Origin of the sequence: Vibrio sp. 10N.261.51.A4, assembly GCF_041471945.1 — a bacterium.
GTDB lineage: Bacteria > Pseudomonadota > Gammaproteobacteria > Enterobacterales > Vibrionaceae > Vibrio > Vibrio crassostreae_C.
Genome location: NZ_JBFRPJ010000067.1, coordinates 47,057 through 61,253, shown reverse-complemented (window position 1 = coordinate 61,253; position 14,197 = coordinate 47,057). Strand labels below are relative to the sequence as shown.

Here is a 14,197-nt window from a genome sequence, read left to right as displayed (position 1 = left end):
TCTAATACACCTTATGAAAATCGATGAGGTTGAATGTGAGATCGCTTACCCAGAAGTCGCCGTTCAAGTCGGCACCTTGCACGTATCGCTTGTCTCCCATTTCTAAAGTCACAATATATTTGCCCGCGATGAGTCCCTCTACCATGTAAAAGCCATCACTCTCAATCTCGCTCGAATACTCAGTGCCTTTCTGGATATGTTTAAAGTGCAGATAAGCACTATTTTCTAGGTCACCTTCCACTGTGCCATCGACGCCAAATGACACCACCATTTCGATGTGAGCATGAGTTAGCCCGACTTGCTTAGTGTTTACAAACACAGGGTTTTGAATCGGCGTGAGATTGAGGTCGAGTGCCCCTTCATCAATATAGATAGGCAAATTGTCTCGAGCCGGAACACTTGAGAATTCAAATCGGCCTTGTGCATCACTGACCGCTCGTTGGTCCAAGATTTGTAGGCTTACGCCTGGTATGGGTTGTTTGTGGTGATCGTAGACAACGCCCGTCAGCTTAGAATGGTTGTAACGATTCCACTCAACAAACTCACCAATACTTTCATCAAAGTAAGTTTTAGCACCGAATTCTGTCGTCATCTCGACACCGTATCGGTCTTCGGTTCCTTCTAGCTTAAAGAGTAAATAAGGGTTCACTCGAGCTTCTAAAGAGGCGGAAAACGAAACTTCCTGTTTCTGATAGCGAGCCGATACGTTCGTCGTGAGCTCTTGAAAAACCTCCAGAGGATCGAGCAGGCACTCTTTACAGGCATTCCTTAGGGATAATTCTGTTCGTTCATGATGACCAGATCCATCAACAGTTCCAGAAATATTCCACGACGTATCTGAGAAACCGCTTTTGGCCAAACCAATAGTGTGTAGATAGTCTTCTTGATGAGAAGCTTTGGTGTATCGATAGTCGCCAGCGTATGAGACAAACAGATTACGAGCCACTTTCGAGTTCAACTTGGGTTCAACGCTCAACTCATCTTCATCATCCCTTACCGTCAAAAAGGCCGTTAGATTGGCAAGCGACAGGTTGTATTTGAAAACATCGTACTCCATCGACTCTAAGTCCAATTCATCGGTTTTATTCAACTCTATTGATGCCGACTGGTCGCCGTTGATCAAGATATCAAACTCCATTGGAAAGTGATTGAACTCAGGTAACCAACCGATATGACCTGCAAACCAATGCGCCGGTAAGTATCGTCCTTGAACACCAATCAAGTCTTTGCCATTTTGCCTCATAAAGGCACTACCCACGGTGAAGTAATCGGCAAGCCCATACTCAAGCGACACTGCACCCGCTCGGTCTGCACCTTCATTTCCCACCACTTGAACGCCCCACTCGTTGCTTGGTAGAAATGCATCTTCTAAACCGGCGACGGTGATCTCTTCTTCCTGCCAGACACCTTTCGACAAGTAGTAGCGAAACTTGATGGTGTCACCGGGGGAAATATTGTCTTCTTCAACAACGAAGCGTCCAAACTCATCAGAACGATAAGTGGTTTGATAGATGCCATTAACCAAAACATCGATGCTGATGTTAGGTTGAGTGGTTCGTTCGAGTTGAAGGTTGCCGAACTCTGTCTGTCGCTTTCGGTTGGTGTAATAGAGCCCATCTTCGAGGGTTTGATTCACGGTAAAGACACTGCCATCTAATAACACATGACCGACTTCCAAAGAGCCTTCACCGTCATGAGCTTCTACCGCAATGTTGTAATAAACGATGGGGTTATCTTCTCGTGAATCAATCGACAAGCGAGACAAGGAGTGTTCAGTGCTTAATATGGTGTCTGAAATTGCGTAAACATCACCGCCAGTTTCACTGTCGTGATAAACCGAAGTCGCTAACCGAGTCGCCAAACCCACGGCGGCAACAGGTTCGAAAGCTGGCGTGTTTTCAGCTCGCTTGAGATCCTCGGCCTTCTTACGTGATTCATTTTTCATCTTAGAAATAGCGGCTTCCAGTTCAGTCAATGAACTGAATTCTGGAGTAACGGTGAGCCGATAATCATCAATATCCCAACGCACTTTTGCCGGGATACAAGCTTGTAAGCTGTACCAGTGAATGTAAGTTTCTGAGTCTATGACTTGATATTTGATCGACTGAATATTGTTGTCATCGCGATAGCAGATGGCTTGTTCGGTATCAACAATATACGGCGGGGATTCTCTTCCCACATCTTGTGGCAAGTACAGTTCGCAATATCCACTTTCATCACACTGACCATTCATTTCGAGCAGATAAAAAGCGGCATTGGATATCGAAATAAAGGGCTCTTCGTAGTCATCCATCATGACACGATAAAAGCTATCCCCCACTTTCCCGACTCGAACTTCAACATGGGCTGGATAGAGTTCACTCGCCTCACTTTCTGCTTTAGATTGCGAATACGCACCAAAAGGAAACAGTGAGGCGAGCAACAAAAGTCGCCAAACCATGCAATTGAACACAGGCTTTTACAGAGTCAGCGACAATGAAACGAGCACTACAGAACACATTCGTACAGAGGCTGTTCGTTCTGAACCACTGAGATCTTTGAGCCTTTTGGGAAAGGCTTGGTTAATTCAGCATTACGAAGTAGCACCACTTTTTCGCTATGCTCGTCTACATTCAATTTCGCAGTAAACTGAAAGTTACCATCGTTACGAATCTTGATGCTTTGGTTGTCGCACGCAAACTTAACATCTTGCACCTGCTCACCTTTCTGAACATAAACGGGTACATAACTGTTGATGTGAAAGTTCAGTTGAAAGGCTGAACCATCATTGTTGGTTTTACTTGAAGACAACGCAATGTCTGATAGCTCTGCAGCTTTTGCTATTGGGGAAAACCACAAGTAAGCACGATATTCACCATCAGCCATTTCAGCAGGCAGAGCATTCATACGTAAGCGAACCGTGCGTCTTTGATTGGGTTTAAGTTCACGAATTATTGGTGGTGACACTTTAATCCAACTCGCGATATCTTCTGATTGCGCGATATTAGCGTCCGTTCGAACTAAGCCACTCGCCTTTACCGGGCGATAAATCGGTTTTATCTCCAAGCGAATCGGTTGATCTGAATTGTTTTCGACGACGATTTTTTCAGTCACCGAAGTGTCGGCATCCAGTACAAAACGAGTCGGTGCGATAAGTAGCTGAGCATAGGCTTGTGTTGTGAAGGTTAAGCCGAGAACACATGAGATAAACAACTTCATTTATAATTAACCTCAAAAGGGATTGTACTGGTGTAAAGGCCTGCTGGGTGGTTAGCGCCGATTTTCACTTTGGCACCAATACACAATAATTTGCTTCTTCCATTCCCTTTGATTTTGGCTCTACCACGCTTTGATAAGCCACAACCAAAATAAAACTTTCTAATACGCAGGCGTTTGGATTTACGAGAATGGTTTAGATATTGCTTGGAAGGGAGAGAAACCACGATTTTTTTACCAGGCTCACCTTCAACATAAAAACGAACCACATAAACCTGACTATTGGATGGGTTTGAATCCGCATTCTGGCCCGACCCAGAGATATACATACCCGGAAATTTCACTTCCATATTCTCAGGAATAATTTCTAGCGCATGAAAAGGGCTGGAGTAAATCATCAGACCAATATAAATCGCGTATTTGAATAGAACACTCATAGTAAAAGCGGCTGCTTTATAGCAGCCACAATATTACACTGGTTTCATTTAATTACTGGTAAGTTACATCTACTGCAACGTTAGCAGTATATGTACCAGCAACTAATGTCGCACTTGAAGTACGTGCAGTACCACCAATATTAAGAGCCGCAGTACCACCGGTAAGAGTAATAGCGTTATTAAAGTCGAATTCAGCTGCAATCGTATTTACGCCGTTAACCAAGTTAGTATCAGAAATACTTACTGTTACTGCATCACCAGACTCTCCAGAAAGAGTAAATGCCGCAGCTCCAGCATCACCTTGAGCGATAACAACGTCCGTTGTGTTGTCTGAAGTGATGATACCGAAGTCAAGATCACTTGTTTTTGTCATTGTAATTGCTTGTTTTACTTCTAGTGTTGCATCAAAAGTGTCACTCACAGCGAAAACGTTCGCTGAAGAGAAAGAAAGTGCAGATACAGCAACAACCTTAAAGACTTTGTTCATTTCTTTAATCCTTTATATAAAATCGGCTTTATTATTAGGGTTACCTAATAGTCAATCAAAGTTAACAATTAAGTAACAACAATCCTATTTAGAAAATATATATATTGACACTTATTTATAAAGAAATGAGGCGCAGTGAGAATAAGATCACGCAAATTGATATAAATAACACTAACAATAATAATGGTATTGGGTCATTTTCACCAATTATATATAAAACTGGTTTTACACTTAATTCCTTTATTTTTGTACGTAATTATTTCTATAAAAAGACCTTAATTAAAGTAACCCTAAAATAAAGAACAAGAATAAAGGACAAGAATAAAGCCTTATTATATTCAGGTTAATTACTATATAGATCACCGTGTTGCAATACAGTCTCATAAATGAAACACACTGACAATTAAAATAAATTGTAATAAAAATGAAATATTAGAGTTTTCTTTATATCCAATTCAAACGAGGATTATAAAAAGCATTAAAAATGAGACAGACATAACGCTCCAGTAAAATTAACCCCGACAATCATAAATACCGAAAAATTAATTAAATCTAAGAGGATTGTATTGCGAAAAACACCTTGATTGGACAGATCCAAGACAGGCAAGTGAAGCAGTTTAAACATCTGCGCTGCGGTTTAGACACAAGCACAGCGGATTAGCCTCAGGTACAGGTACAGCCGATTAGCCACCAGTCAAAAAACAACGAGATGTTTCTAATCACACAGCTTTAGAGTACAAGACAAACAAACTCATTCGCGGTAAACCTGAAACCCGACTCATCGCCTTACAACAGCTAAGGTGACAAGATAGGTTAAAAAAGAGGTACACAGGCAGAATTGTGACCATAGAAAAGCCACAATTGGATTCAAAACCTTCCCCACCGACTCGATTGAATAGTAAAGCACCGTTTTCCGGCAATTTATTTGTGATCTGGGTTGCACGCGTACCGCATACTATCAGATACTGAACAAAACTAACCTTCAGCCACAGTAAACGTTCCGCGCTTGCTGTTCAGGAAATTCAATGAGTTCAGATAATCAGCCGACCTACTTCTTTTTCGATTACGAAACGTGGGGCGTTAGCCCAGCAAAAGACCGTCCGAGTCAATTTGCGGGTGTTCGTACCGACCAAGATTTCAATGTTATTGGAGAGCCTCTGGTTATCTATTGCCAACCTCCCGCTGATTACCTCCCTGCGCCTGAAGCTGCACTGATCACCCGTATCACACCACAAAAAGCGGCTTCACAAGGTCTTCCTGAACCAGAGTTTATCGCTAAGATCCATGCTGAGTTGGCGAAACCAAACACCACAAGCCTTGGCTACAACAGTATTCGATTCGATGATGAAGTAACGCGTTACACCTGTTACCGAAACTTCATCGACCCATATGCGTGGAGTTGGCAGAACGGCAACTCGCGTTGGGATCTGTTAGATGTAATGCGCGCTGTTCACGCACTGCGCCCTGAAGGCATTGTTTGGCCAGAGAACGAAGAAGGTTATCCAAGCTTCAAACTGGAACACCTATCTGTGGCAAACGGCATTGAACATGAGAACGCGCACGATGCGATGGCCGATGTTATTGCGACCATCGAACTGGCTAAGAAGTTAAAGGCTGCACAACCTAAGATGTTCGATTACCTCTACAACATGCGTCATAAGCGTAAGCTGAATGACCTGGTTGATATTGTAAACATGACACCATTGATGCACGTTTCGGGCATGTTTGGCCGTGACTGCAACTACACAAGTTGGATTGTGCCTATGGCTTGGCACCCAACCAATCAAAATGCCGTTATCGTGGTTGATTTAGCCAAAGATCCAAGCCCACTGTTAGAACTGGACGCTGATGAACTCAGAGACAGACTCTACACCAAACGCAGTGAACTGGGTGAAGACGAGCTACCCGTACCAATCAAATTGGTTCAACTGAACAAGTGCCCTATTCTTGCTCCAGCTAAAACGCTGACGGCTGAAAATGCCGAAACCATCGGTATCGATCGCCAACAATGCTTAAAGAACTTGGCCCTGCTGCGCGAACACCCAGAGATTCGCGAAAAACTGATCGGCCTGTACTCACAAGAGCGAGAGTACGAAAAGAGTGATGATGTTGATACACACCTTTACGACGGCTTCTTTTCACCTGCTGATAAAACAGCGATGAACATCATTCGCGAAACTGACCCAAATAACTTGGCAGCTCTAGATATCACCTTCGGTGATGAACGTATTAAACCGTTACTGTTCCGTTACCGTGCTCGTCATTTCCCATGGACGCTCGACGAAGCTGAGCAATTGAAATGGGCGAACCATTGTCGTGAGTTTTATGAGAGCCGTTTAGAAGAGTACATGCTCAACCTTGAAAACCTCGCGCATGAACATGAAAGCGACGAGAAGAAAATGGCTATCTTGAAGGCGGTTTATCAATACGTAGAAAAGTTAGCTAGCTAATTCCATTATCAAGAGACGTAACACTTTGAAAGAAAGATTGATCCAACTGGTTTACTGCTTAATCTCCTTCACCTTAATCATAGGTGCACTTACAGCAGGTAACGCGTTACAGCACTTTTTGGATACCTCAATCCCAGGCAGTATTTTTGGCATGTTGATTCTGTTTGCCGCCATGGTGATTGGTATTGTTCCTTCGCACTGGGTACAACCCGGTGCAAGCTTGATTATCCGGCTAATGATCTTACTGTTTGTTCCGATCAGTGTTGGGTTGATGGATCACTTCGACATGCTCATCGCGAACGCATTGCCAATTATGGCGAGCGCCGTTGGTGGCACGTTGCTGGTGTTGGTGTCCTTATCATGGTTTTTAGACCGCTTGCTTTCGAGAGGTAACTGATCATGTGGATTCTACTCACCATCGTGGTATTCCTGTTTGCTCGCTGGGTAAGTCAAAAAGTAAACTCACCGCTGTGTAATCCCCTGCTTATCAGCATTGGTATCATCATTCCGATACTCACGTTCTTCAAAGTACCGTTTGAGACTTACTATGCAGACAACACCTGGATTACCTACATGCTGCAGCCTGCGGTTGTTGCCCTTGCTTACCCGCTTTACGAACAGTTACCTCAAATCAGAGCCAACTGGCGCATCATCACCTTTGCTTGCACGCTAGGCAGTGTGATGTCGATGACAACGACAGCATTAATCGCAGTGGCTTTTAAAGCGGACTTAACTTTGATTGCGAGTTTATTAGGTAAGTCAGTCACCACACCAATTGCGATGGAAGTATCGAGCCATTTAGGTGGTGAAGCAGCAATTGCGGCAATACTGGTATTGATTGTTGGTCTATTTGGGGCAATTTTTGCTTATCCAATCTACAATCTCATTGGTATTAAGAGCCCTATCGCGCGTGGTTTAACCATGGGTACCGTGTCTCACGCTTTAGGTACTGCGACCTGTGCTGAAAAGAATCAGGAAGATGCTGCATTCAGTTCGTTGGCATTGGTTCTTTGTGGGGTTATCACCTCAATCATTGCACCGAGTATATTTTCGCTCGTGGTTTGGTTCTATTCTTAACCACTTTGATTACAGTTTATACGCGCTCTAATAGATGAGTTGGTAAATAGCTAAACTCACTGGTTCGCGAATTTTAAGCGTTACAGATATCAATAAGCCCAAGCATAACCTGATTATTTCAGTGATAGCTTGGGCTTTTTTCTCGCAATTACTCGGCAATAGCAGTCAAATCACGCCCTGTTTAGGCCAATAAGTGGGATATCAATGGTAGTTTCTACTCTTGCAATCGATTTCATCTGTGACCTCACTCTAATTATGCAAACCAATGTAACAACAACAACGCAGTGGTGATCAATGTCACAGAAAATTCCTGAGCATTGCATAGAATTAAAGCCTAAGGTCAATTAAGGATTCAACATGAACAGTCGTATTACCCTGGCGCTGGAAAGTGCTCCAACAGCAATCAAAGCACTTTTGAGTGACATCGTATTAGCAGACAACTTTGACGCGACATTGTCTCCAGAACAATTTGCTAGCCTACTGCAAGCAAGTGGTTTAGCGGATGACGAGCTACGTATTGCGCTACTTCCTTTTGCCGCAGCCTATTCTTACGCTCCGCTATCTGACTTTTATGTTGGTGCAATCGTGCGTGGTTTGTCTGGCACTCTGTATTTTGGTGCAAACCTTGAAATTGCTGGTGCTCAACTTGGCCAAACAGTACACGCTGAGCAATCTGCAATCAGCCACGCTTGGATGAAAGGCGAACAAGGTATCTCTGATATCACCATCAACTTCAGCCCTTGTGGTCACTGTCGTCAATTCATGAACGAACTGACCACAGCGAAAGAGCTTAAGGTTCAGCTTCCACAACGTGATGAAATGTCTCTGCAAGAATACCTGCCAGACTCATTCGGCCCTGCTGATTTAGGTGTGACGACTGGCCTAATGACAAAGCTTAATCATAAGCACACGACTGAAGAAACAACGCCTATTGTTGTAGAAGCGCTAGCAGCACTAAACCGCAGCCATGCGCCTTACACCAAAAACCTAAGTGGTGTTTCACTGCAATTGACGTCAGGTGAGATTTTCACCGGTGCTTACGCTGAAAACGCAGCGTTCAACCCGAGCTTACCTCCTCTACAAGTGGCGTTGATTCAACTTAAACTGGCTGGCTTCGATTTTGAACAGATTGAAAGTGCAGCGTTGGTTGAAATTGCCGAAGGTAGCATCAGTCACCTAGCGGATACGCAGTCTACATTAGAAACGATTAATCCCGACATTCCAGTGACTTACTTAGCAATCTAAGTACATCTAATTAACAAAATTTTAAATAAGCAGCCCTATTTAACGGGGCTGCTTTTTTTATACCTGTAATTAACGCAACAACTTGCGCAAACGTTTGCTTTTATCATTGAAATAAGTATGATCACCCCGTTTTCAATCAATCGCTCAAAAGATCGGAAGGAATTTCTATGTTTGGTACTGCTACTCGTGAAAATGCTACTCGTGTACTTCTATTAGGTTCAGGTGAACTCGGCAAAGAAGTTGCTATCGAGTGCCAACGTTTAGGCGTGGAAGTTATTGCATGTGACCGTTACGCAGACGCACCCGCAATGCAAGTTGCACATCGTAGCCATGTATTAGACATGTTAGACGGCGATGCACTGCAAGCAGTCATTGAACTTGAAAAACCAGATTATGTGGTTCCTGAAATTGAAGCTATTGCCACCAGCAAGTTGGTAGAGCTAGAAGCGCAAGGCTTAAATGTCGTTCCCACTGCAAATGCGACTAAGCTAACGATGAACCGCGAAGGTATCCGTCGCCTAGCTGCAGAAGAGCTAAAGCTGAGCACTTCTCCTTACCGCTTTGCAGACACCTTTGAAGACTTCGCTGCCGCTGTTGAATTCGTGGGCATGCCTTGCGTTGTTAAGCCAGTAATGAGCTCTTCAGGTAAAGGCCAAAGCGTTATCAAAACAGAGAAAGACATTCAAAAGTCTTGGGACTACGCACAAGAAGGCGGTCGTACTGGCGCGGGTCGCGTAATCGTTGAAGGCTTCATCGACTTTGATTACGAGATCACGCTTCTAACCGTTCGCGCAGTCGACGGTGTGCATTTCTGTGCGCCTATCGGTCACCGCCAAGAAGATGGTGATTACCGTGAATCATGGCAGCCACAAGTCATGTCAGACAACGCACTTAAAACAGCGCAATACACCGCTGAACAAGTGGTTAATGCACTAGGTGGTCACGGTATCTTCGGCGTAGAGCTGTTTGTTAAAGGCGATCACGTTATCTTCAACGAAGTATCCCCTCGCCCACATGATACTGGCTTGGTTACTCTGATGTCTCAAGACTCATCGGAATTTGCACTACACGTACGCGCATTTACAGGTATGCCGATCAAATCAATTACTCAGTATGGCCCTTGTGCCTCTGCCGTAATCCTTGGTCAAGGTACTTCAACCAACATTCGCTTTGAAGGCCTTGCAGAAGCGCTAGACGCACCACAAACACAAGTTCGCCTGTTTGGTAAGCCTGATATCGATGGTCGCCGTCGTTTAGGTGTGGCGCTTACTCGTCGTAACAGCACAGAAACAGCGATTGAAGATGCCATTGAGAGCGCGTCAAAAGTAAAAGTGATTTACTAACCTGCTATTCAATTCTGAACAATCACGAGTTCAAATCTGAACCATAAAAAGACGGGCTATCGAGCCCGTCTTTTTGTTGGTGTTATCTGTTCGCTTAACTAAGCAGACTGAACTTAAGCGTCTGACTCAATCAAATACACTTCTTCACAGAAGCGAGACAAGCCTTTCTTAGCAATCTTCGGATGTTCATCGTTCGCTATATCTTGATTCAACAATGTAATTTTGTATCCTGCAAACAATTGAGCAATCTCTAACTTAGGTACGCTAAACGGAGGCCCCGCCATCTCGCTTTGATCATAATCCAGAGTCACCAGAAGGATCTTACCGCCCGGTTTCAGCAGTTGTTTTAAGCGCTCTACGTACTGCACTCGCATCTCTTCAGGCAATGCGACTAAAGACGCGCGATCATAAATGGTATCGACAGGTTGGATTGGCGCTGAAAAGTAATCGCCCGTGTAGATGTTCAGTTCATCGAATTGGTAGAGCTCGTGCTGACCGCTAATTTGAGTCACAGTCGGGGTATAAAGGTGCTCTGCAAAAAATGCGCGAACCGCAATCTGGCTTAACTCGACACCTTGAACATCTTCATGCTTTGAAGCTAGCCAAATCAGATCTTCACTTTTGCCACAAAGTGGAACAAACACACTCTTCTCGTAGCTAGGCTCAGTCTTTTCCCAAAATTTAATCAGAAGTGGGTTTACATCTTCGAGGTGGAAACCAATTTGGTTGGCTGCCCATTTATTGTGCCAAAATTCAGGATTATTCATCTTTCGTTCATGTTAAACAGTCATAATGCAAGGGTACAGTATAGAGAGGTAAGAGCAACCTTAGCTTGGTTTAAAGTACTAAATTGATTTCGATAAAATCAGAAACTGGCTAAGTTCAAAGTTCTGATAATTGCGGAACTAACGGTTGGGTTATTTGGCTATATCTTCACATTTTAAAGCAATATTAAACGTTAGAATTGGTTTCTGTCTTAGCTAGCCTCATTTAATATGTAGTGAAATTAGTTAAGCTGTTTTTACTCTTGTGCGTTACTGGTTACCCCTTTTGACTACCCGTTTTTTGTAACCTTGTATTTTGGAGTTTGAATGAGTGTATTTCTCCGTACGACGGCCCTAATGCTTTTGGTATTGAGCCGAGCGCCTGCATTCGCAGCAGCACCTGTTTCAACAAGTTCAACAGATCAAACGCGCACTCCTGCGCAAAACCAAGTATCTTCAAACGTATTCCGTCATAGTTTGAGCGGCCTTTACGGCATCAAAGCCTTCGACTCACGCCCGACTCAGCCTTACACCGACTTCGATATTTTGTACAGCAAAGCGCATCAAGGCCAAGCTGAACTAGAAACTATCTGTAAAAGTACTGCCCTACTCACCAATTCTGAAGCGCTATTTGCTGGCGTTAAATCTCAAGCTCGCGCAGAAGAAAAAATCGCCCTTGAGCTTGATGGTGATGTGACAAAAATTACCGACTTAGCCCGTGCAACTATCATCGCGAACGATGTAGAGAGCTTGGTTGAAGTTTACGAAGCGCTAAGCCGTGAAGCAGACGTTGTTAAGCTGAAAAATAAGTTTAAATCGCCGGCTGACTCTGGTTACCGTGACCTTAACTTGTTGGTTCGTTTGCCTAAAACCAACATCATTGCAGAGGTTCAACTTCACTTAAAAGCGATTGCTGACGTGAAAAGTGGTCCTGAGCACGAGCTGTACGAAATTATCCAAGGCATTGAGCGTCACGCAATTGCAGAACATCGCCCAATCAACGATATCGAAGCGGCACAAATCAATAGCCTACGACGCCAATCTTTAGAGCTTTACCAACAAGCATGGCAACCGTACATTACAACGCACATTAAAGCGGCTTAACACATAGATAGGCTATTCCAATAAACATCACAAGGGCTGCACTCGCAGCCCTTTTTAGTACTTGTTGAGTAGCCTCTCCACTTCCTATCCCAAATAATCAGATCGTTTAAATTTAGATCTCAGTCTCTTTTCTCCGTCGAACATTTCTGTTTCTATAGCGAATAAGCTTCTGACAAGAAAAGGAATTACGTCAATGCAGAATAACAAATCCATGCTTTCCATCGCGCTACTTGCTGCGTTTTCTGTACACGCTAGTGCTGACGAATGCGGAAAGATCACCATTGCAGACATGAACTGGAACTCGGCGAGCCTATTGCTCATGTCGACCAATTCATTTTGAATAACGGCTACGGCTGTGAAGCGGACTTAATCCCCCGGTGATAGCGTCCCTACGGGCACGTCAATGATCGAAAAAGGTCAACCTGATGTTGCGCCAGAGCTTTGGACTAATGGCATCAAAGAAGCGTTGGATAAGGGTGTTGCGGATAAGCGTCTACGTTACGCGGGCAAGTCTTTGGTCAACGGCGGTGAAGAAGGTTTCTGGGTACCAAACTACCTTGTTGAACAGTACCCAGAGCTTACAACCATTGAAGGTGTGATTAAAAACGCAAAGCTGTTTGAACACCCAGAAGATGATGAGAAGTTTGCGTTTTATAGCTGCCCTGCGGGTTGGACTTGTCAGATTACCTCCGGTCACCTGTTCGATGCGCTTAAGTTAGAAGATCACAATTTTGAAATGGTTGACCCCGGCTCAGGCGCCGCTTTAGCAGGTACGATAGCGAAAGCTTACGAACGCAAAAAAGCATGGTTTGGATATTACTGGTCGCCTACGCCTGTGCTAGGTAAGTATGAAATGGTGAAGGTTGATTTCGGAAGTGGTACTGACATTGAGGAATTCCGTAACTGTACGACACAACCTGATTGTGAATATCCTAAAGTGACCATGTATCCACCAGCACCGGTTCACACAATCACCACAGAAGCCTTTGCTAATAACGAACCTCTTGCCTACCAATACTTTGAAAAGCGTGGTTTTACCAATAAACAAATGAGTGAGTTGCTGGCCTGGATGGAAGACAACCAAGCCGACGCCGAAGAAGCCATGTATTACTTTCTAGAAAGCTCACCACAGGTATGGAAGCCTTGGGTGTCTGAAGACATCGCAAGTAAGGTTCAACAAGCCCTTTAGAGTGAAGATTCAAAGTCAGAGGCCTAGCCTCTGTTTTCGCATCTAAAGCAAGTTCTTACCGGACAGTAAATAGATGGAGTTTGAGAAAGGTTACTAAAAATTAAAGAAATGCGTTTAGCTTAAACTCTATGCAGATACAAAAAGACCACGCTAGGCGTGGTCTATTGCTTGGCTACTTCTCGATTTTAATATTTTCGACACGGGCCTTTAGTTTTTGTCCCGGTCTAAAAGTAACAACACGTCGAGCAGAAATTGGAATGTCTTCACCTGTTTTCGGGTTACGACCAGGTCGCTCGTTTTTCTCGCGAAGATCAAAATTACCAAAACCAGACAGTTTTACCTGTTCGCCATTTTCGAGCGCTTTACGAACTTCTTCGAAAAACACTTCCACCGTTTCCTTGGCATCCCGCTTGCTGTATCCGAGTGTCTCAAACAGGTTCTCAGCCAAATCGGCCTTCGTGAGTGCCATAAAACTTTCCTCAAAGCTATGTTAAACATTGCTACCATCGCCAGTAGCGCCAAAGCATTTACCCTATTCAATCAATGAGATAAGGTCATTTACTAGGAAAGTGTATGCCAAGCTTCTGATTTTCGCCAACTTTTTTATCTTAACTATTTAATTATTCTTTCAAATCAGAAAGATAACTCGCTTCAAATTTCACATATATAGCTAAAAACCATCTACTCAACAGTAACGAAATGGCGTTATATTCCATACAAACAACCATTAATAGAATTTAAAACTTTAGCGAACTAAATAATAATTTTTGAGACTTTTCTCCGATACCCAATAAAATCAGCCACTTGATTTGATATGGGACTCAACAGAGGTTACTAAATAAGCGTTATTAAATATAAGATTTGTATCATTTCAGAATTTAATTCGAATTCACTTATAAAAGCCTA

General features: G+C 43.6%; 12 protein-coding genes and 1 pseudogene. 7 read left to right on the top strand and 6 right to left on the bottom strand.

Features of this window, described 5'->3' with window-relative positions; all coding sequences use genetic code 11:
- Position 1: 1 nt before the first annotated feature.
- From AB4384_RS15000 to AB4384_RS14985, 4 genes are read right to left on the bottom strand one after another with little or no spacing between them, the layout of a single operon-like run.
- The gene (locus AB4384_RS15000; RefSeq protein WP_372129745.1) at positions 2 to 2,440 is read right to left on the bottom strand and encodes a carboxypeptidase-like regulatory domain-containing protein; all 2,439 of its coding nucleotides are present in this window, start codon (positions 2,438 to 2,440) and stop codon (positions 2 to 4) included.
- A gap of 47 nt (positions 2,441 to 2,487) precedes the next feature.
- Positions 2,488 to 3,198 carry a molecular chaperone gene (locus AB4384_RS14995; RefSeq protein ID WP_372129744.1) on the bottom strand — a complete coding sequence of 237 codons (711 nt, stop codon included), beginning with the start codon at positions 3,196 to 3,198 and terminating at the stop codon, positions 2,488 to 2,490.
- Positions 3,195 to 3,632 carry a DUF4402 domain-containing protein gene (locus AB4384_RS14990; RefSeq protein WP_004734872.1) on the bottom strand — a complete coding sequence of 146 codons (438 nt, stop codon included), beginning with the start codon at positions 3,630 to 3,632 and terminating at the stop codon, positions 3,195 to 3,197. Before AB4384_RS14990 ends, AB4384_RS14995 begins: the two co-directional genes overlap by 4 nt.
- Positions 3,633 to 3,684: 52 nt before the next feature.
- On the bottom strand, positions 3,685 to 4,119 hold the full coding sequence (locus AB4384_RS14985; protein ID WP_265120073.1) for a DUF4402 domain-containing protein: 435 nt from the start codon (positions 4,117 to 4,119) through the stop codon (positions 3,685 to 3,687).
- Between the two features lie 1,025 nt (positions 4,120 to 5,144).
- On the opposite strand from AB4384_RS14985, the gene sbcB reads away from it, so the two are divergent.
- From sbcB to purT, 5 genes are all read left to right on the top strand, one after another.
- Positions 5,145 to 6,569, top strand: a complete 1,425-nt coding sequence (gene sbcB, locus AB4384_RS14980) for an exodeoxyribonuclease I (RefSeq protein WP_017091224.1) — start codon at positions 5,145 to 5,147, stop codon at positions 6,567 to 6,569.
- Between the two features lie 25 nt (positions 6,570 to 6,594).
- Complete coding sequence (locus AB4384_RS14975) at positions 6,595 to 6,966, top strand: CidA/LrgA family protein (protein ID WP_004734867.1); 372 nt, start codon at positions 6,595 to 6,597, stop codon at positions 6,964 to 6,966.
- Between the two features lie 2 nt (positions 6,967 to 6,968).
- Positions 6,969 to 7,646: an LrgB family protein gene (locus AB4384_RS14970; RefSeq protein WP_004734865.1), complete on the top strand. Its 678-nt coding sequence runs from the start codon at positions 6,969 to 6,971 to the stop codon at positions 7,644 to 7,646.
- A gap of 357 nt (positions 7,647 to 8,003) precedes the next feature.
- Entirely contained in the window at positions 8,004 to 8,891 is an 888-nt protein-coding gene (gene cdd, locus AB4384_RS14965; RefSeq protein ID WP_372129743.1) for a cytidine deaminase, read from the top strand.
- A 167-nt stretch (positions 8,892 to 9,058) separates the two neighbouring features.
- Entirely contained in the window at positions 9,059 to 10,234 is a 1,176-nt protein-coding gene (gene purT, locus AB4384_RS14960) for a formate-dependent phosphoribosylglycinamide formyltransferase (protein ID WP_372129742.1), read from the top strand.
- A 113-nt stretch (positions 10,235 to 10,347) separates the two neighbouring features.
- Here the strand turns inward: purT and AB4384_RS14955 are convergent, their stop codons facing one another.
- On the bottom strand, positions 10,348 to 11,001 hold the full coding sequence (locus tag AB4384_RS14955; RefSeq protein ID WP_017065505.1) for a thiopurine S-methyltransferase: 654 nt from the start codon (positions 10,999 to 11,001) through the stop codon (positions 10,348 to 10,350).
- Positions 11,002 to 11,325: 324 nt separating this feature from the next.
- Here AB4384_RS14955 and AB4384_RS14950 point away from each other — a divergent pair, with 324 nt between their 5' ends.
- Positions 11,326 to 12,102, top strand: a complete 777-nt coding sequence (locus AB4384_RS14950) for a RelA/SpoT domain-containing protein (protein ID WP_017059130.1) — start codon at positions 11,326 to 11,328, stop codon at positions 12,100 to 12,102.
- A 193-nt stretch (positions 12,103 to 12,295) separates the two neighbouring features.
- Positions 12,296 to 13,291, top strand: a pseudogene (locus tag AB4384_RS14945) (ABC transporter substrate-binding protein).
- A gap of 172 nt (positions 13,292 to 13,463) precedes the next feature.
- On the opposite strand, the gene ihfA reads toward AB4384_RS14945, so the two are convergent.
- The gene (gene ihfA / locus AB4384_RS14940; RefSeq protein WP_004734853.1) at positions 13,464 to 13,760 is read right to left on the bottom strand and encodes an integration host factor subunit alpha; all 297 of its coding nucleotides are present in this window, start codon (positions 13,758 to 13,760) and stop codon (positions 13,464 to 13,466) included.
- Between the last annotated feature and the right edge of the window lie 437 nt (positions 13,761 to 14,197).

Coding starts and splice junctions, on each gene's coding strand:
- AB4384_RS15000 (WP_372129745.1), bottom strand. CDS start 2,440: ATGGTTTGGCGACTTTTGTTGCTCGCCTCACTGTTTCCTTTTGGTGCG.
- AB4384_RS14995 (WP_372129744.1), bottom strand. CDS start 3,198: ATGAAGTTGTTTATCTCATGTGTTCTCGGCTTAACCTTCACAACACAA.
- AB4384_RS14990 (WP_004734872.1), bottom strand. CDS start 3,632: ATGAGTGTTCTATTCAAATACGCGATTTATATTGGTCTGATGATTTAC.
- AB4384_RS14985 (WP_265120073.1), bottom strand. CDS start 4,119: ATGAACAAAGTCTTTAAGGTTGTTGCTGTATCTGCACTTTCTTTCTCT.
- sbcB (WP_017091224.1), top strand. CDS start 5,145: ATGAGTTCAGATAATCAGCCGACCTACTTCTTTTTCGATTACGAAACG.
- AB4384_RS14970 (WP_004734865.1), top strand. CDS start 6,969: ATGTGGATTCTACTCACCATCGTGGTATTCCTGTTTGCTCGCTGGGTA.
- cdd (WP_372129743.1), top strand. CDS start 8,004: ATGAACAGTCGTATTACCCTGGCGCTGGAAAGTGCTCCAACAGCAATC.
- purT (WP_372129742.1), top strand. CDS start 9,059: ATGTTTGGTACTGCTACTCGTGAAAATGCTACTCGTGTACTTCTATTA.
- AB4384_RS14955 (WP_017065505.1), bottom strand. CDS start 11,001: ATGAATAATCCTGAATTTTGGCACAATAAATGGGCAGCCAACCAAATT.
- AB4384_RS14950 (WP_017059130.1), top strand. CDS start 11,326: ATGAGTGTATTTCTCCGTACGACGGCCCTAATGCTTTTGGTATTGAGC.
- ihfA (WP_004734853.1), bottom strand. CDS start 13,760: ATGGCACTCACGAAGGCCGATTTGGCTGAGAACCTGTTTGAGACACTC.